The sequence below is a fragment of the Flavobacterium psychraerolatum genome (assembly GCF_025960985.1).
Taxonomy (GTDB): domain Bacteria; phylum Bacteroidota; class Bacteroidia; order Flavobacteriales; family Flavobacteriaceae; genus Flavobacterium.
The window spans coordinates 17,352-34,129 of sequence record NZ_JAOQMX010000010.1; the positions used below are offsets into that span (position 1 = coordinate 17,352).

Sequence of the window (16,778 nt, forward strand, 5' to 3'; positions counted from 1 at the left end):
ACAGGAGTATAGCTCTAGTTAAATTATAAAAATCTGTATAAATCTGTGTTTTCGCGATAGCGAATCAGTTTCATCCGCGTACCATAAATACATAAAGGTTTATTCCACAATAATGTCATGTGTAAACAGCAAGCCTTTCAGGTATTCCATTGAGAAGACGGCTTTTTTGAGTTTGGTTCTCTTAGGGTCAATCGTGTAGTTTTTGCTGGTTGCAAAATTAGCTTTGTTGGCAACGGCTTGATCGAATTCGGCACGGTAGAGATCACATTTTTCGAAAAGAACTTCGGTGAGATCCGTTTGCATGAAGTCGACAGCTACCAAGCTGCAGTTGTTGAAAGTGGTGCCTTTCATTTTTAAAGTATAAAACTTAGAAAAGTCCAGTATTGTATTCTTAAAATGGATTTCGAAAATAAGCTTGTCACACATAGCAAAGTTAACCTCGTTGATTTTGCAATTGTCAAAAGTTACGGTACGTAGCGCTACGTGATTGATCTTGGTTTTGTTGAAGTTACAGTTTTTAAAAGTACAGTCAATAAACGTCACAGCGGTAAAACTGCAAGCCGTAAAATTACAATTGGTAAAAACACAGGCCTCAAACTCCTTAAAATTAACTTCCTCAGTAGTGTAGATTAAGTCTTGGAAAGATTGGTCGAGGAAATACGCTAGCATGGATTTTTTTTGTAAAAGTACTAAATAGAACGGACTCTTATCACATCATTTTTTACAATTTCTACAAAGTGGTTTAGGAGGTGGTGCAGCTTTAGAAGAATCGGAAAAAGTCTGAATTCAACTGTTCGTAAATTAAAAAAGGGATGCTGTTGCAGTAACAGCATCCCTTTCGAATATAAAAATGAAGCTTTGATTATGCTTTTTCTTTTTCGAAATTATTAATGACTTCTTGGTAATAGTCAAAGGTCGTTTTTGCTATCGATTCCCAACTAAAGATTTTCAAAACACGTTCTCTTCCTGCTTTCCCCATTTTGGTGGCTAGTGCTTCGTCGTCTAACAATACATTAATTTTTTGAGCAAATGCTTTCTGGAATTCTTCTGGATGAGTAGGGTTGAAGTCGGTTCTCGATTTACTTTCTAACGGAATCAAATAACCGGTTTCGCCTTCCACAATAATCTCCGGAATTCCGCCTACGTGACTTCCTACTACGGGAGTTTCACAAGACATAGCTTCCAGATTTATAATTCCAAACGGCTCGTACAAGGACGGGCACGCAAATACACGTGCTTGGCTGTATAGAATTTTTATTTTTTCACGTGGTAGCATTTCTGAAATTAGAATTACTCCATCGCGGGTTGCTTTTAGCTCGGTAATTAATTGCTCAGTTTCGGCAGCGATTTCGGGTGTATCAGGTGCTCCTGCACACAATACGATTTGACACTCTTTATTGAAATATTTGGCCGCCGAAATCAATTGTGAGATTCCTTTTTGACGCGTAATACGCCCCACAAATAGCACAAACGGAATGTTTGGATCAATTCCGAGTTCTCTCAACAAGTCATTGTCTGTGGTTGGTTTATAAAATTCAGGATCGATTCCGTTATGGATTACAGTAACTTTATTTGGATCTACGCCGTAAGCTTCGACCACATCTTCTTTCATTTGTTCACTTACCGCAATAATTCCGTCGGCGGTGTTGTAGGCATTATTTTCGATCCAACGAGACAAGAAATAACCATTTCCTAGTTGTTCCACTTTCCAAGGGCGGTGCGTTTCTAGACTGTGGGTAGTCAAAATCAAGGGTACTTGTAGCAGCTCGCGCGTCATAATTCCTGCCAGGTGCGTGTACCAAGTATGACAATGAATAATATCGGCCTCTGGTGTAGCTTGTGACATCTCAACGTTTCTACTCAAATTGTGAAACATCTTGATATGTGAATTTTTTTCGTCTTTTGGATTGGTGAGACACGAATCGATTCCTTGAACGTGAAGATTTTCTTCGACTACTTTTTGGTCTCCGAAACATCGAACTTCTACTTGTCCTAGTTTTATAAGTTCTTGGCTTAGAAAATCGATGTGTACACCAGCACCACCGTAAATGTTGGGTGGGAATTCATTTGTAAAAAGTGCTATTTTCATTTTGAAATTTTTTATGTAATTGGTAGTCTCTAGTTTGTAAAATAAAATGACGAAAAGCTTTCAAATCGACAAAGAACAAAAATTCTTTATTTTACTAAAGTAGGAAATAATTAATATAAAACAGATATTCAATTAGCATTTATGCAAATGTTTTAACAAAATTAAGGTTGTTTTGTTTTTGAAGATTATATTTTTTGAACTCTCAGTTCATGATGAAATACTTAGTTGAAAATACAAATGAGTAAAAAGTAAGCTTCTAATCCCTAAACGTAATTGTAAATTTTGCTCCTCCGTTAATAGTACTCTCTAATTTAATTTTACCTCCTAAGTCGGTTATATGATTGTATACTAAATATAATCCTATACCATTACTATCAGAATTATTGTTGAATTTTTGGTGTAAACCAAAAATCTTCTCTCCAACTTTTTCCATATCAAAGCCAATTCCGTTATCAGAAATTATAAGTTGTTTTCTACCATCATTTATTTGAGTATAAATAGAAATTACCGGAAATACATCAGGTTTTGAGTATTTAATGGAATTGGTTATAAGATTCAAAAAGATACTTTTGAGGTGTGTTTTACTGAATGTGATTTCATGGAGTGTTGAAAAATCTACATTAAGTGTTGTTTTTGAATTATAAATAAATGAGCTGATAGAAAAAGTTACTTCATTCAAGCTATCCTGGAAAGAGATATTTTCTACAAGAGAACTATCTTTTATTTTGTTATTAAGGACAGTTATGTAATCATTCAAAGTCTCTTTTAACCCTGTTACTGTTTCCTTAGTTATTTTTAAATATTTTATTGATTCTGGATCATTTATCTTTTTAATATCTAACAATTCAAAAATGCTAATCATATTGTTCACTGGAGATCTTAAATCATGTGCGGCAGCGTAAGTTAATTGTTTATAGTCGTTAACTATTTGATTTAATTTGATCAAATGAATATCACGCTCTTCTTCGAGTTGTTTTTTATAGGTAATATTTTTGGCAATGGCAAAAATATGTTCTTGATTTTGAACAGGAATAGAGGTCCATAGTAACCATACAATTCGTCCACTTTTGGTTACGTATCTATTTTCATAGTTGATTAAATGATTTTGATCTTTAATAGATTTTCGCACCATTAAAGTTGTATTGAGATCATCTTGGTAAACAAAATGATTAATGGGCTTGGCCTTCAATTCTTCTTCGGTATATTCTAATAAGTTACAAACTGCGGGATTTATTTTTTTAAAGTAGCCATCAAAACCAGAAATACATAGTAAATCTGGAGACAGATTGAAAAAATCCTCAAAGGTAGCTTTGGTCTCAAAATTTGTTTTTGATGTTTTAGTAGAAACACTAGTCATCATTTTTCTCACTCTCATCCGCTATGAAATTTTTTTAAGTAACAAATGTTTAACTTAATCTGATAAAAAAAAATGAACTGTAATGTATTCATCACAATATAACGACACGGATAAATTGAGTAATAGAAAAGTATCCTTAAGCAGGTAGGTACTATTACGGATATAATTTTCTAGCGAGTCAACTTATTGCATAGTAATATGATACTGCTAAATTATACCAAAATACCTTATAAAATAGCAGGAGTACTGTTTTTTTTATAAGGTATTAAAGTTTTTACAAATAATGTAAAATTCACAAAATCTTCTGAGTATAATGAAAATTTAAGTCGTTAAACTTTAAAAATTCCACCAATAGCAATGATTCTTTGAAAAAAGAAAAAATCTTGTGAAGCTCTATCGGCTGCACTTACAGTTGTGCGTATGTCTTGCATGTTGATATAACCTCCTTTGAGCTCACCTTGGATGTAAAAATGTTTGAAAAAAGTAACATTTAGTCCTGCCTTAAGCGAGGTTCCGTAACCAGAAACATGAAAATCATCATGACGGTCTTTACCTAATAAAGTTGTATTTGTTTTTGGGTACAGAACACCAACGCCAACTCCTTCGGTAAGGTTAATTTGAATTTTATCTGTATTTCCTATTCTAAATAATTTTGAAATATCATCGTGACGTGAAAACTCTGTGTTTATATAGTTTAAGCCATCGGTATGCTCGTATTTCAAGAATTTTTCTGTTAGCAATACTTGATTTGGATTTCCAATTACTGTTTCACCATAGGTTCCTTTGTTAGGATAATATCCATTAATATCAGCAACACGATCTTGAGCCATTACATATTTCATGTGGTCAAGTCCTAGTGCAATACTGTAATGATCACTAATAAAGTAACCCATCCTGAAATTGGTTTGCGGAATCGTCATTCTTCCTGGGTTGATGTAATCCACATGCCACCCTTTTGGTTTGTCGTTTGCTTGCACATCATATAAGGTAAAATTATAATCAGCTCCTTTAAAAGTTATATCCGACTTGGTATAACTTTCTCTATTTCCTCCCCATGACACAAAGAATTTTCCTTTATTGTGTGCCGTATATTTTTCTTGTAATTTAATTTCTTGAGCACTTAATGTGTTCACAAACATAAGGCCGACTAAGCCAAGATAAGCGGTAATTTTTTTCAATGTAATGTAATTAAAATGAATTTATGGTTTTTCTAATAGCAACAAGCTTTGTCATCAAAGCTTCAAAATAATCAAGGTGCAACATATTAGCACCATCACTTTTTGCATTCGCAGGGTCAAAATGAGTTTCAATAAAAATTCCGTCAACACCAACTGCTATACCTGCTTTGGCTACTGTTTCGATCATATCGGGTCTTCCTCCTGTTACACCAGCTGTTTGGTTGGGTTGTTGCAAGGAGTGTGTAACGTCTAGAACTGTCGTAGCGTATTGTTGCATGGTTGGAATCCCTCTATAATCTACAATCATGTCTTGATACCCAAACATCGTTCCTCTATCGGTAACCATAACATTTTGGTTATTACAATCTAGTACTTTTTGCACTGCATGTTTCATGCTCTCCGGACTCATAAATTGTCCTTTCTTCAGGTTTACTGTTCTTCCTGTATTGGCAGCCGCAACGACCAAGTCAGTTTGACGAACCAAGAAAGCTGGAATTTGCAAAATGTCAACATATTGCGCAGCCAAATCTGCATCTTCATTAGTGTGGATATCTGTCACTGTAGGGACATGAAAAGTCTCTGATATTTTTCTTAGAATTTTCAATGCTTTTTCATCTCCAATACCAGAGAAGCTATCAATTCTAGAACGGTTTGCCTTTTTAAAAGATCCTTTAAAAACAAAAGGAATTTCTAATTTATCGGTAATACCAATTAGTTTTTCTGCAATTCTCAATGCCATTTCTTCTCCTTCGATGGCACAAGGACCAGCCAATAAAAAGAAGTTTCCACTTTCAGTATGTTTGATTTGAGCGATTTGTTTGATGTTCATAAGGTATGATTTATTATAAAGTGCAAAGGTAATTGGATTTCCGTTTTACTCTTTAGGAATTAACGTTTATTTAATGCGTGATTGGCTAGTTATTTTTACAGAATCATGTACTTTGTCAGAATCTATTTTCAGTATCGAATCGACAGGTTTTGTAATTTTAAAATATAAGGTAGAAACTTGTACAAAGTACATTGGGTTACTACTTTTTTATTGAAAGTCCCACAGGAACCATCAAATACCCTTTTTCATAAATATTCAAATACAACTGAATTGGTTTTTTCAGTCCTTCCCATTTCAATTCATATACATCCAAAAAACCAGCTCCCATTCCACTCCTTTTAGTAGGGAAGGGGCAGCAGCTTTCAACTTTTGAATAGCTTATTTTTTCTCCTTTTGGTCCCGCCAATGCATTAAGGTATCGCACCGCATTGATAGTATCATTGTTGGTATTGATATAAAAAACATTTACAGGAAAGTCATTGTCATACCCATATCTTTTGTCATGGCTATAGTTCTCGAGAACAAATCTATTATAGGTACTTAATCTAGGTGAAGGAGCATTGTCATCTACGTTTTTTAAGGTAGATTTAGTACTAACACAAGAGATAATGGTTAAACTTAATAGCGAAAAGAGACATTTTTTCATATTTGATAGCGTAAGGTAGAGCAACCCATATTAAGGTGTAGTCTATTTTGAATACAAAGATAATGAGAACTTTATTTGTAGAAGTACTACTGATTATAAAATTAGAGGATTTATTAAAATTGTCCAATTGTGACATATCTCACATTATGGTTTGTAAAAGCAAACTATCTTTGCAATCTAAAATAAGTAACTATGAATATTTTTTTTCAAACTTGGCCTTGGTATATTTCGGGTTTCATCATCGGAATGATAATGCTAAGTTTAGTGTATTTTGGTAAATCCTTTGGTATGTCATCCAACCTACGCTCAATGTGTGCTATGGTTGGAGCTGGAAATAGAGTTCCGTTTTTTGACTTCGACTGGAAATCCCAACGTTGGAATTTATTGGTTGTCCTAGGAGCCATGCTTGGGGGTTTCGTCGGAGTCCACTTTATGAGTGACCCCACCAATGTAAGTATAAATACCAAAACAATCGATACCTTAGCACAATTAGGAATTGATGCTCCAAACGGACAGCTAGTCCCAACAGTACTCTTTGGTAACCAAACTTTTCAAGACCCAAAAAATAGCGCAATTTTGCTTATTGGTGGCATTCTAGTTGGTTTTGGTGCTCGTTATGCTGGTGGTTGTACCTCGGGTCATGCTATCTCTGGTTTGAGTAATTTACAACTACCCTCTCTAAAAGCCGTAATCGGTTTCTTTATCGGTGGCCTTATTATGGTACACCTTTTATTTCCCTTAATTTTTTAAATTATGAAAGTAGTCAAATATATAATTGTTGGTTTTATATTCGGAATCGTTTTAACAAAATCTGAAGCTGTTTCTTGGTACCGAATTTACGAAATGTTTCAATTTCAGTCCTTTCATATGTATGGTATCATATCTGTAGCTATACTTACAGGTAGCATCGGCCTCCAAATAATCAAACGCAAAGACATCAAAGACATTGATGGATTACACATCGAAATCCCAAATAAAGAAGCTGGAAACTACCGTTACTGGATTGGAGGAATAATTTTTGGAATGGGTTGGGGATTGGTTGGTTCTTGTCCAGGGCCAATTTTTATTCTACTAGGAGCAGGGTTTTATACGATTGCAATCGTATTAATTGGCGCCATGATAGGTACTTTTCTATACGGACTAATCAAAAATAAGTTACCCCATTAATGCAAATAAAATAAGTAAAATTGGTAGAGCTTGGGCGTGCCCCTCCGTAAAAACTGCGGGTCGAGCTATACGTTGCAAGTTCTCAACCAGTTCCGCTATCGCTGCACTTGTTTGCGGGCTTTACACTTCTATCTCTCACGCAAAACCCAATAGCCAAAAAAAAAGCATTCTCGAACGAGAATGCTTTTTTTTACTTTAGTTCAAAATAGGATTCTAAATAACCTTTATAATATAGACCAAAAAAATCTGTCAAATCGAGCGTTGTCGAACATTAATGTGTACTTCTCGCCGTTATTCGAATTATTTTATATAAGTATTAGTATTATACTATTTCAGCACTAATTCCAGCTTCCAATAATTGTAAGCATTGTGGTTTCAATTTCTTCAAAGGACCCGTTTTTACAGTACACTTTCCATTGTAGTGTACAATAAGAGAACATTGCTCGGCTTGTTCGGGAGTATGTTCACAAACTCTAATCAAGGTATCAATAACGTGGTCAAATGTATTTACGTCGTCATTGTAGACAACAATCTCGTTGTTTAAAGTAGGTACTTCTTTCAGACTTACTTTTTCTCTTATTTTTTCTTTAGTACTCATTTTGATTTTTTTTTTGTACTGGTGATGAATAAATAGCGAACTCTAATTTACGTATTTTAATGATACCCAGTTGTTTCTTTCGAATTTTTTAACATACGTTAATCCTTTCTCTGTACAAGAAGCATCAATAAACGGAATGTCTTCTGTATAAAAACCACTTAATAACAACGTTCCTTTAGGGTTTAAGCAATCTATATAAGCTTGCATATCATTCAACAAGATATTACGGTTAATGTTCGCAATAATGAAGTCATACTTTTTACCTTTCAATAAAGAAGCCTCTCCTTCATAAACAGTAATGTGCTTGCAATTGTTACGTTCTGCATTTTCGATCGAATTTAAGTAGCACCAATTGTCAATATCAATAGCGTCAATAGGTTGAGCACCTTTCATTTCGGCCAAAATTGCCAAAATTGCTGTTCCACAACCCATGTCTAAGGTTTTTAATCCTGTAACATCAGTTTCTAGTAAATGTTGAATCATCATGTGCGTAGTTTCATGGTGACCCGTACCAAAACTCATTTTTGGCTCAATTAGAATATCAAACTCAGCATCTGTTTTTGGGTGAAAGGGAGCGCGTACATGGCAGTTTCCATCTACATCAATAGGCTCAAAGTTTTTTTCCCATTCTTCATTCCAGTTTACTTGATCGATTTCTTCAAAAGTATATTCTATTTTGAACTCTTCCGAATTTAGAATTTGGATGTTTTCCAATATAGCTTCGTCCCACAAATCTTTTTGTACAAAGGCAGATATTCCAGTTTCTGTTTCTGTAAAACTTTCAAAAGCAGCTTCTCCTAGTTCTGCAATTAGAATTTCAGATCCTAATTCCTTAGGTTCAACAGTAAAATGGTATCCAATATAAATATTTGACATTTCTTAATTTTTTTTGCAAAGGTAGCATTTCTGTATTACGGTTTTTGTATAAAGCATAAAAAAGTATTTAATTTTTGATACTACTTTATGATTGATAACCATAGAATTATTAATTTATTTTGCCATTATTATATCACTTAATTACAATAAGAAAGAATGATTCCATAAATATGTTTTTTTCTTAAAATATTGATTTTTTTTCTTTTTTAGGAACTAAAAGGAGATTAAATATCGTTTTTGGTTGGATTTAATGTTGTTTTTTGTTAAATTTGAAATGTTAGTAACCCAAAAAAAAGTTAAATGAAAAAAATTGTAACCCTTTTATTTGTCCTATTTTTATCTTTAAGCGTCAATGCACAACAGAAAAAAAGTTTTGATGACGCAGTAAAAACACTAAATCTTCCAAAAGAAACGGTAAGTAAACTTCAAGAAGTTAACACAGAAAGAAATGTTAAGGCAAAGGAAATCGTAGCAATGAAGCTAAATAAAGAAGACCAAAAGACTAAAATGAGAGAATTAGCAAAAGCAACTTATCCTAAAATTAGTGGAATACTAGGAAAAGCGAAAACAAAAGAATGGTCTGCTTATTGGAGAAAATAATTTTAATATATAAATAATATAAAAAAGGCTAATCATGTAGATTAGCCTTTTTTATGAGTTATAATTTTAAGAAGTATACACTAACCAAAAAGCAATGAAATATCCCACAAGTACAACTCAATTATATTACAACTCAAATAAAATCTTAAAGTGACCAGTTTTTCCTAATTCATTAGTAGTTTTAAGACTGATAGATGCTTAGTCATATTTATTATTATTCTCTTTACTACTTCAATTTTAATAATTTAAACAAGAGGGTAGATAAGTTCTTAGATTGAATAATTTTCATGTATAAAAAAAAGCGGTAAAACAAAGTTTACCGCTTTCAAGTATTTTATAATCAAATAGATTATACTGCTGCTTTTACGATCGCTAAGAAATCATCTGCTTTCAAGGCTGCTCCACCAATTAGACCACCGTCTACATCTGGTTTAGAGAAAATTTCAACTGCATTTTCTGGTTTTACACTTCCACCGTAAAGGATAGAAACTTCTTCTGCAACATCTGCTCCAAAAGATTTAAGAACAGTTTCTCTAATGAATTCGTGCATTTCTTGCGCTTGTTCTGGAGAAGCTGTTTCACCTGTACCGATAGCCCAGACTGGTTCATAAGCCAAGACAATTTTCGACCAAGATGCTTTTTCGATTTGGAATAATCCATCACGCAATTGGTTCTCAACAATGTTGAAGTGTTGTTTGTCTTGACGGTCTTTCAACTCTTCACCAAAACAGAAAATAACGGTCATGTCATGTTTCAAAGCTGAATTTACTTTCTCAGCAATGATAGCATCTGTTTCATTAAAAATTGCTCTACGCTCAGAGTGACCTAAAATTACCGTGTTTACGCCAATGTTAGTCAACATGTCTGCAGTAATTTCTCCTGTGAATGCTCCACCTTCAGCTTGGTGTACATTTTGTGCCGCTACAGTAATCGCTTTTCCTTCCAATTGCGTTACAGCTGCTGCCAAGTTTACAAACGTTGGTGCTACAATTACTTGAGCAGTAGTATCAGCAGGTAATTTAGCAACCAATTCATTCAATAATTCAGCAGTTTGAGTGGCATTTTTATGCATTTTCCAGTTTCCAGCTACAATTTTCTTTCTCATCTTAATTCTGTTTTGTTAAATTTTAATTTTTATTTTAGTTCAGTTATTGTTTTGTCTATAAGGTCAAAGTCCGTTTCAATGGCGCGGTAAAGTACTATCTTACCCGTTTTATCAATAATAATATATCTCGGAATCCAATCTACATCTACTGCTTTTGCAAACTTCCCTTTCATTTGATCGTTTGCCATATAGTGCGCTCCTTTTATTTTGTGTGTTTTTATTCCGTTTTGCCAAGCTCCATCTGATTTGTCCATAGAGATAAAAACGTAATTTACATCTGGGTGTTTTGCTTGTAATTCTTTTAACTTCGGCATTGCTCCAATACAATCACCGCACCAAGAAGCCCAAATTTCGATCACTGTAGTTTTACCTTCGTTCGCTTTTAATATGGATTCGAACGTGACTTGATTGCCTTCGCGAGTCAATAAAGTTTCCTTTAATGCTTCGGGCGAAAAACTTGTTTTTTCGGTATGACTTCCTGAACACGCCAAAAAAGAGAAGAGTATGATGAAAATGGAGGTTATTTTTTTCAAAATAATTTAATTTTTGCTAAGTTAATTAAAGTATAAAGAGTGCACTATTAAATGTGGTCTAAATTCTTTATTTTCATATTTTTTTATCGTAAAATCAATAAAATTCTGTCGATATGATTGTGAAAACGTAATAGTTTGTTTTTCTATTAAACATTTATCATAAGAAAATGATTTTTCATTTGAAATCTATAATTTTAAAGTCGAAATGTCATTGTAATGTACTTTTTGAGTAATTGTTCCTTGATTAAGGATCACTATGCTTGGATTGGCTCTTTCGATTGTTTTCAAAGTAGTTCCATCACAGAAATAAAATTCAAAATCAAATTTATATTTTTTTTGAGTCGCAGCAATTTGTTCTGGGGTAGAAGCAGTCATAGCAATTACAGTGTAGCCCTTAGCCTTAGCCTCTGTCGTTAATGATTTTAGTGCCGTCATTCCTTCTGGAGATGCATTAGGCAAATCATATGCCACAAATATCATCACCTTGGGTACGTACAAGAACTCCTCTTTATAATCAGAACCTTCTTTTACCATTGTGAAATCATGAATAGGAGGTACGTAGCCTTCTGTAATAACTTTATCCTTACGATCTACAAACGTAGCTCCTTCGGGAATATTCATTAGGTCTTTCTCTGTAAATTCGGTAAGGACACCATTTACTTTATAAATAAAAACCATTTCTACAACCGATTTAGGCGCGTCTGTTGGAACTTCCATTCCTTTTTGAATGTTGGTACCTACTTGATAGGGTCTAAAGTCAATCAGAGGTAAGTGATTCAAGACATGATAACCAAACATCGCCGCAAGAGCAAAACTAGCAAACGCCAAAACAGTTTGTATTTTATTACCAAATAATGGCTTAATTAACTTTCGATTAAAAGTCAAAATCAAGATAAAAAACAACAAAACAATATCCTTTGTAAACGATTCCCATGGCGTTAAATGAAGCGCATCACCAAAGCAACCGCAATCTTTGACTACATCAAAATAGGCAGAATAGAACGTTAAGAACGAAAATTTAATGATCATAATCAGCAAAATCCAAATGGTCCATTTTGCTTGGTAACCAATCAATAAAAAAACACCTAAAACCACTTCAAGGATAACAATAAATAGTGCTAAAGCAAGGGTATACGGAATCAAAAAAGGCATATTGAACACGTGTTCACCAAAATATTCGCCAAGTTTATAAGAAAAACCCAGTGGGTCATTCAGTTTAATTAATCCCGAGATGATAAAAAGAACGCCGACAAAAATTCTCGAAAATTGGGTAAGTATATTTTTCATTCTAAAGAGGTATTATTTTTTGAATCCCATTAATATTAACGCAAAAACGGAATAGTTAAGCATGTCTTGGTAGTTGGCATCGATCCCTTCAGAAACCAATGTCTTCCCCTTATTGTCTTCAATTTGTTTCACACGCAAGAGTTTTTGCAAGATCAAATCGGTCAATGAACTCACACGCATTTCGCGCCATGCTTCACCGTAATCATGATTTTTGGCTTCCATCAATTGTTTGGTTAGCAGCGCTTTAGTATCGTATAATTCGGTAGCTTTTTCTAATGCCAAATCAGGTTGATCAACAACACCCAGCTCCAATTGAATCAAGGCCATGATCGAATAATTAATGATTCCGATGAATTCTCCAGTTTCATCTTCGTCCACTTTTCGAACCTCATTTTCTTGTAAGCTACGGATGCGCTGTGCCTTGATGTAGATTTGATCTGTAAGCGAGGGTAGCCTCAAGATGCGCCATGCACTCCCATAATCTTTCATTTTTTTGGTGAATAACTCACGGCAAATTGCCATAACTTGATCGTATTCCTGAGAAGTATTGTTCATTATTGATGTATATTTGTCTAAAATTTTCTCAAAAATAAGGATTAAATTTAAAAGTCAAAGGTCGTTTAAAGTTTAAAATGTTTAAAGTTTGAGGTCGTTTCCGATTGAGACAATTTTAAACATTTTAAAATCTTTAAACTTTTAATCAATAAATCAAAATGACCATAAACTGTAACGGACAATTAATAGATTTGAATGCACCCAAAGTAATGGGAATTTTGAACATAACACCCAATTCTTTTTTTGACGGTGGAACGTATAAAAATGAAGCTGACATTCTTTCTAAAGTAAATAAAATGCTTGTTGATGGTGCAACCTTCATTGATATCGGTGCCTATTCAAGCAAACCAAACGCCGAATTTGTTTCAGTTCAAGAAGAAATAAATCGAATCCTGCCGGTTGTAGCACTACTAATGAAGCAATTACCAGAAGTTATTCTTTCTATAGATACGTTTAGGAGTGAAGTAGCTAGGATTTGTATCGAAAGTGGTGCTGCCATAATCAATGATATTTCCGCAGGAAAATTAGACGAAAAAATGATGGAAACCGTCGCAAAAGCACGAGTACCTTACATCATGATGCACATGAAGGGGAATCCGCAGACGATGCAAACATTGACAGATTACGATAATATTGTAAAAGAAATGATTTTGTACTTTTCAGAAAGAGTTTTTGAAGCACGTCGTCACGGAATATCAGATATAATAATCGACCCTGGATTTGGCTTTGCAAAGACATTAGATCAAAATTTTGAAGTGATTCGAAAATTAGAAGACTTTCAAATGCTTGATTTACCATTGTTGGCGGGTATTTCTAGAAAATCAATGGTGTACAAAACACTCGAAACCAGCCCCGAAGAAGCATTAAATGGTACGACCGTTTTGAATACGATTTCGTTATCAAAAGGAGCCAATATCTTGCGGGTGCATGATGTGAAAGAAGCCGCTGAAACAGTAAAATTATGGAATAAGTTAAAGAAATAAATGATGAAATACCTATCTACAGCACTAGTAGTACTGCTTTTTTCATGCGGAAAAGAGGAAAATATACAATTGCCCAAAGCGGCTAAAACTATTGTAAGCGATGTGCAAGATCACTCGCCAATTTATATTTTTTTTAGATCGAAAGAAAAAGATACGTTGGCAGAAGTAAATCGAAAAAATAGCATTATAACTACCAATTGGATTTTGAATATCGATGCACGCTTACCATTGAAATTGGTTATTCCGGAAGTGATGAAATTGCAGGAAAAGAAGCGACAAGAGAAAGCCCATAAAAATGAGAAAGCAGAGAATTTTTATGCCTACGCTGATACCATCGGAAAAAATATGGCTTTCATTCCGTTTACGAAGGTTTTTTATAAAATTGGGAAACCGGATAAAAACAAATTAGTTTTTCATTTTCGAAAAGGAAACGATTTTATTATTTTAAATGGTGTTGAAGTTAAGAAAACAGATTTGATAACAGAATTTGGTAAAATTAAATTTGAAGTTATGCCTGATGTTGTTTTGCAGTTCGACAAGAATATGTCCTATGCTGAATATCTTCAAAATAAAATTCTAATAGAGGACTTTAAAGGTACAAATGAAGAATATATTTTTTAAGCTGAATTTTTAATTGCGTCAAGTTTTAGCTGGATGATAATAAATGATTATTAAGAAGGCTTTATCCGAAAACGATCATGTTTTCGGCTAAAGCCTTTATTTTTTGCAACAGTTCAATCGGTCTAAAGACCGATTCTATTGATTTTAAAGAAATTATATTTCCAGAAAACAATGATCACTAAAACTGAAAAAGGGTCGCTTGAGAGTTTCGGTTTTTAAACTTGAAATCTTAAACAAAAAAAACTTTAAACTTTTTTTTATTGATGATGATAAGGTTCGTTCTTCAAAATAGTAAAACCGCGATATAATTGTTCGATAAAAAACAAGCGTACCATTTGATGGGAAAACGTCATTAGCGAAAGTGAAATTTTACCTTTTGCTTTAGCATAAACCGTATCTGAGAAACCATAAGGACCACCAATCACAAACACAAGCGTTTTGACACCCGAGTTCATTTTTTTCTGCAAATCTTCCGAAAAAGCGACACTTGAGAATGTTTTTCCGTTTTCGTCCAACAAAATTAATTGGTCAGTGGGTGTGATTTTCGATAAAATCAATTCGCCTTCTTTTTCTTTTTGTTGACTTTCAGACAAGTTTTTTACATTTTTTATATCTGGAATCACTTCCAAATCAAATTTGATATAAAAAGACAAACGCTTGGTGTAATCATCAATCAGGGTTTGAAGTGCTTTATTGTCAGTTTTGCCTATTGCAAGTAGTTTGATATTCATGTATTTTGCTGATTTATTTGTTCTTTTCGATATACTACCATTTTAATGATTAATTCTGTTGGTAGCGGTTTGTCTAATGGGAACTGTACAGAGCCTTTTCCTTTCTTGAATTCAGTTAAATCGGTCTCAAATTTTTCTATAGTTGTAGGATGTGGATAAAATCCAACATGATTTTTATATCCAGCAATCATAATTTGATGCTCTCTTTTTCCTCCTTCTATTAGTGAATAAGAAGGTATATTGTAATTGAATAATTCTATTGCATTTGGAGCTCCTTGTAAAATACGTTTTTTTAATTCAAGTAGCATTTTTTTTGTTCTTTCAGGTTGTGCATTAAAATATTCTGCAACTGTTTTCAAATTATCTTTTTCGCTCATATTTCTACTTTTGAATTTTGATTTTTCCTTCAGATCCTGTTGGTTTTGGTGTCAATTCCAAAATAGAATTCGGTGCCAATAATTTTTCTATTCGATGTGATACAAATATAATAGCAATATTGGTTTCACGCGCTAAATGTGATATGAGTTGCGTTACCAATGCCACGTTTTCATCGTCCAATCCCTCTGTGGGTTCATCTAGAATTAATAAAGGAGGATGTTTTACTACTGCTCGGATAATCATAATCACCCGTTGTTGCCCAACAGATAAGTTGATGAAGGGAGTTTTGCGTAATGCTTCCATATTTAGGAATGATAGCCATTCCAATGCAATTTTAACTTGTAAGTTACTTGGTTGAATGTACAGACCAATAGAATCAAAAAATCCAGAGAGAATCATTTGTTCAGTAGTATGTTTCTTTTGATATAAATCCATCATGGCTGATGAAAATTGCCCGATATTTTTCTTAATATCCCAAATGCTTTCGCCGCTGCCTTTCTTTTTACCAAAAAGATACAAATCTTGGCCATAGCCTTTTGGGTTATCACCGGTTATCAAAGATAAAATAGTGCTTTTTCCGGATCCATTAGGACCTATTAATTGCCAAAATTCTCCTTTTTTGATGGTCCAATTTATACCGTTAAGAATGGGTTTTTCATTATAACTAACCTTCAAATTGTTCATTTGGATCAAAATAGGGTCGGGGCAATCTACAATTTCAATAGGATTTGGTACTTTATTTAGCGGTACAAGTGGTGCTGTCGATATAGTTTCTAAAGCTTGTAACGCAAATGAATTGTCTATAATTTGGCGTTTGGTTGGTATAAAAGCAAGTTGGTCTTCGGTACGATTCACAATTTGGATTAAAACAATCTCTTGTGCCAGTTGTTCTAATTGGAGTACTAGCTCTTTTCTAGAATTATGATCCAAGTGGTCCATTGGATTATCAAGAATTATAAAATCAGGATTTTGGCTAATACAGTATTTTAAAAACGCTTTTTTGCGTTCACCAGAGGAGAAGGTGCGCAGTTGGCGGTGTGTATCAGGTGCCGCTTCAACTGAATCGTATTGGTATTCTTTTTCGATAAATTTTTCGATGGCTAAATCGGAGAAAAGAATCCCTTTTTTGGAATTAAAGAACAGTAATTCCCCCTCTGCTTTGCTTTTGAGAATGGTGTCAATAAAATCTTTTTTGGCAACTTGATTGCGTAAAAGGATATCCAAATGTGTTAACTTTTGCATTCT

The 16,778-nt window shown here is 33.8% G+C and carries 20 protein-coding genes; 5 read left to right on the forward strand and 15 right to left on the reverse strand.

Annotated elements, in window-relative coordinates:
- Window positions 1-99: 99 nt before the first annotated feature.
- The 6 genes from M2326_RS05600 to M2326_RS05625 form a co-directional block, all read right to left on the reverse strand.
- Window positions 100-669, reverse strand: a complete 570-nt coding sequence (locus tag M2326_RS05600) for a pentapeptide repeat-containing protein (RefSeq protein WP_264618570.1) — start codon at window positions 667-669, stop codon at window positions 100-102.
- 193 nt (window positions 670-862) lie between these two features.
- A complete protein-coding gene (gene glgA, locus M2326_RS05605; RefSeq protein WP_264618571.1) occupies window positions 863-2,089 on the reverse strand; it encodes a glycogen synthase in 1,227 nt (408 codons plus the stop codon).
- Window positions 2,090-2,345: 256 nt separating this feature from the next.
- Entirely contained in the window at window positions 2,346-3,464 is a 1,119-nt protein-coding gene (locus M2326_RS05610) for a sensor histidine kinase (protein WP_264618572.1), read from the reverse strand.
- Between the two features lie 311 nt (window positions 3,465-3,775).
- Window positions 3,776-4,624, reverse strand: coding sequence for a hypothetical protein (locus M2326_RS05615; protein WP_413603259.1), 849 nt, complete (start codon window positions 4,622-4,624; stop codon window positions 3,776-3,778).
- A gap of 10 nt (window positions 4,625-4,634) precedes the next feature.
- A complete protein-coding gene (kdsA, locus tag M2326_RS05620; protein WP_264618573.1) occupies window positions 4,635-5,453 on the reverse strand; it encodes a 3-deoxy-8-phosphooctulonate synthase in 819 nt (272 codons plus the stop codon).
- Between the two features lie 199 nt (window positions 5,454-5,652).
- The gene (locus M2326_RS05625) at window positions 5,653-6,099 is read right to left on the reverse strand and encodes a 2-dehydro-3-deoxyphosphooctonate aldolase (protein WP_264618574.1); all 447 of its coding nucleotides are present in this window, start codon (window positions 6,097-6,099) and stop codon (window positions 5,653-5,655) included.
- A gap of 192 nt (window positions 6,100-6,291) precedes the next feature.
- Here M2326_RS05625 and M2326_RS05630 point away from each other — a divergent pair, with 192 nt between their 5' ends.
- Both M2326_RS05630 and M2326_RS05635 read left to right on the forward strand, forming a co-directional pair.
- Window positions 6,292-6,849 (forward strand): YeeE/YedE family protein, encoded by a 558-nt coding sequence (locus M2326_RS05630; protein WP_264618575.1) that lies wholly within the window; start codon window positions 6,292-6,294, stop codon window positions 6,847-6,849.
- Window positions 6,850-6,852: 3 nt separating this feature from the next.
- A complete protein-coding gene (locus M2326_RS05635; protein ID WP_264618576.1) occupies window positions 6,853-7,266 on the forward strand; it encodes a DUF6691 family protein in 414 nt (137 codons plus the stop codon).
- Window positions 7,267-7,588: 322 nt separating this feature from the next.
- On the opposite strand, the gene M2326_RS05640 is transcribed toward M2326_RS05635, so the two are convergent.
- Window positions 7,589-7,864: an ATP-dependent Clp protease adaptor ClpS gene (locus M2326_RS05640; protein WP_264618577.1), complete on the reverse strand. Its 276-nt coding sequence runs from the start codon at window positions 7,862-7,864 to the stop codon at window positions 7,589-7,591.
- A gap of 42 nt (window positions 7,865-7,906) precedes the next feature.
- Window positions 7,907-8,740, reverse strand: a complete 834-nt coding sequence (gene prmA / locus M2326_RS05645) for a 50S ribosomal protein L11 methyltransferase (protein ID WP_264618578.1) — start codon at window positions 8,738-8,740, stop codon at window positions 7,907-7,909.
- 300 nt (window positions 8,741-9,040) lie between these two features.
- Here prmA and M2326_RS05650 point away from each other — a divergent pair, with 300 nt between their 5' ends.
- On the forward strand, window positions 9,041-9,340 hold the full coding sequence (locus M2326_RS05650; RefSeq protein WP_264618579.1) for a hypothetical protein: 300 nt from the start codon (window positions 9,041-9,043) through the stop codon (window positions 9,338-9,340).
- 349 nt (window positions 9,341-9,689) lie between these two features.
- Here the strand turns inward: M2326_RS05650 and tpiA are convergent, their stop codons facing one another.
- The 4 genes from tpiA to M2326_RS05670 all read right to left on the reverse strand — a co-directional run bounded on the left by tpiA (window position 9,690) and on the right by M2326_RS05670 (window position 12,820).
- On the reverse strand, window positions 9,690-10,445 hold the full coding sequence (gene tpiA, locus M2326_RS05655; RefSeq protein ID WP_264618580.1) for a triose-phosphate isomerase: 756 nt from the start codon (window positions 10,443-10,445) through the stop codon (window positions 9,690-9,692).
- A 29-nt stretch (window positions 10,446-10,474) separates the two neighbouring features.
- The gene (locus M2326_RS05660; protein ID WP_264618581.1) at window positions 10,475-10,978 is read right to left on the reverse strand and encodes a TlpA family protein disulfide reductase; all 504 of its coding nucleotides are present in this window, start codon (window positions 10,976-10,978) and stop codon (window positions 10,475-10,477) included.
- Window positions 10,979-11,164: 186 nt separating this feature from the next.
- Window positions 11,165-12,265 carry a BT_3928 family protein gene (locus tag M2326_RS05665; protein WP_264618582.1) on the reverse strand — a complete coding sequence of 367 codons (1,101 nt, stop codon included), beginning with the start codon at window positions 12,263-12,265 and terminating at the stop codon, window positions 11,165-11,167.
- A gap of 12 nt (window positions 12,266-12,277) precedes the next feature.
- Window positions 12,278-12,820: a DUF1599 domain-containing protein gene (locus M2326_RS05670; RefSeq protein ID WP_264618583.1), complete on the reverse strand. Its 543-nt coding sequence runs from the start codon at window positions 12,818-12,820 to the stop codon at window positions 12,278-12,280.
- Between the two features lie 158 nt (window positions 12,821-12,978).
- Here M2326_RS05670 and folP point away from each other — a divergent pair, with 158 nt between their 5' ends.
- Both folP and M2326_RS05680 read left to right on the forward strand, forming a co-directional pair.
- Window positions 12,979-13,803 carry a dihydropteroate synthase gene (gene folP, locus M2326_RS05675; protein ID WP_264618584.1) on the forward strand — a complete coding sequence of 275 codons (825 nt, stop codon included), beginning with the start codon at window positions 12,979-12,981 and terminating at the stop codon, window positions 13,801-13,803.
- On the forward strand, window positions 13,804-14,424 hold the full coding sequence (locus M2326_RS05680) for a hypothetical protein (RefSeq protein WP_264618585.1): 621 nt from the start codon (window positions 13,804-13,806) through the stop codon (window positions 14,422-14,424).
- A gap of 257 nt (window positions 14,425-14,681) precedes the next feature.
- On the opposite strand, the gene rlmH is transcribed toward M2326_RS05680, so the two are convergent.
- The 3 genes from rlmH to M2326_RS05695 are packed head-to-tail and all read right to left on the reverse strand — an operon-like array spanning window position 14,682 to window position 16,775.
- The gene (gene rlmH / locus M2326_RS05685) at window positions 14,682-15,155 is read right to left on the reverse strand and encodes a 23S rRNA (pseudouridine(1915)-N(3))-methyltransferase RlmH (protein WP_264618586.1); all 474 of its coding nucleotides are present in this window, start codon (window positions 15,153-15,155) and stop codon (window positions 14,682-14,684) included.
- Window positions 15,152-15,532, reverse strand: a complete 381-nt coding sequence (locus M2326_RS05690) for an iron chaperone (protein ID WP_264618587.1) — start codon at window positions 15,530-15,532, stop codon at window positions 15,152-15,154. The genes rlmH and M2326_RS05690 overlap by 4 nt, the downstream gene beginning before the upstream one ends.
- Window positions 15,533-15,536: 4 nt before the next feature.
- Entirely contained in the window at window positions 15,537-16,775 is a 1,239-nt protein-coding gene (locus tag M2326_RS05695; protein WP_264618588.1) for an ATP-binding cassette domain-containing protein, read from the reverse strand.
- Window positions 16,776-16,778: the final 3 nt, after the last annotated feature.

Bases quoted from the DNA above. Each gene is read 5' to 3' on its own strand.
- M2326_RS05600 (WP_264618570.1), bottom strand. From the start codon at position 669: ATGCTAGCGTATTTCCTCGACCAATCTTTCCAAGACTTAATCTACACT.
- glgA (WP_264618571.1), bottom strand. From the start codon at position 2,089: ATGAAAATAGCACTTTTTACAAATGAATTCCCACCCAACATTTACGGT.
- M2326_RS05610 (WP_264618572.1), bottom strand. From the start codon at position 3,464: ATGAGAGTGAGAAAAATGATGACTAGTGTTTCTACTAAAACATCAAAA.
- kdsA (WP_264618573.1), bottom strand. From the start codon at position 5,453: ATGAACATCAAACAAATCGCTCAAATCAAACATACTGAAAGTGGAAAC.
- M2326_RS05625 (WP_264618574.1), bottom strand. From the start codon at position 6,099: ATGAAAAAATGTCTCTTTTCGCTATTAAGTTTAACCATTATCTCTTGT.
- M2326_RS05630 (WP_264618575.1), top strand. From the start codon at position 6,292: ATGAATATTTTTTTTCAAACTTGGCCTTGGTATATTTCGGGTTTCATC.
- M2326_RS05635 (WP_264618576.1), top strand. From the start codon at position 6,853: ATGAAAGTAGTCAAATATATAATTGTTGGTTTTATATTCGGAATCGTT.
- M2326_RS05640 (WP_264618577.1), bottom strand. From the start codon at position 7,864: ATGAGTACTAAAGAAAAAATAAGAGAAAAAGTAAGTCTGAAAGAAGTA.
- prmA (WP_264618578.1), bottom strand. From the start codon at position 8,740: ATGTCAAATATTTATATTGGATACCATTTTACTGTTGAACCTAAGGAA.
- M2326_RS05650 (WP_264618579.1), top strand. From the start codon at position 9,041: ATGAAAAAAATTGTAACCCTTTTATTTGTCCTATTTTTATCTTTAAGC.
- tpiA (WP_264618580.1), bottom strand. From the start codon at position 10,445: ATGAGAAAGAAAATTGTAGCTGGAAACTGGAAAATGCATAAAAATGCC.
- M2326_RS05665 (WP_264618582.1), bottom strand. From the start codon at position 12,265: ATGAAAAATATACTTACCCAATTTTCGAGAATTTTTGTCGGCGTTCTT.
- M2326_RS05670 (WP_264618583.1), bottom strand. From the start codon at position 12,820: ATGAACAATACTTCTCAGGAATACGATCAAGTTATGGCAATTTGCCGT.
- folP (WP_264618584.1), top strand. From the start codon at position 12,979: ATGACCATAAACTGTAACGGACAATTAATAGATTTGAATGCACCCAAA.
- M2326_RS05680 (WP_264618585.1), top strand. From the start codon at position 13,804: ATGATGAAATACCTATCTACAGCACTAGTAGTACTGCTTTTTTCATGC.
- rlmH (WP_264618586.1), bottom strand. From the start codon at position 15,155: ATGAATATCAAACTACTTGCAATAGGCAAAACTGACAATAAAGCACTT.
- M2326_RS05690 (WP_264618587.1), bottom strand. From the start codon at position 15,532: ATGAGCGAAAAAGATAATTTGAAAACAGTTGCAGAATATTTTAATGCA.
- M2326_RS05695 (WP_264618588.1), bottom strand. From the start codon at position 16,775: ATGCAAAAGTTAACACATTTGGATATCCTTTTACGCAATCAAGTTGCC.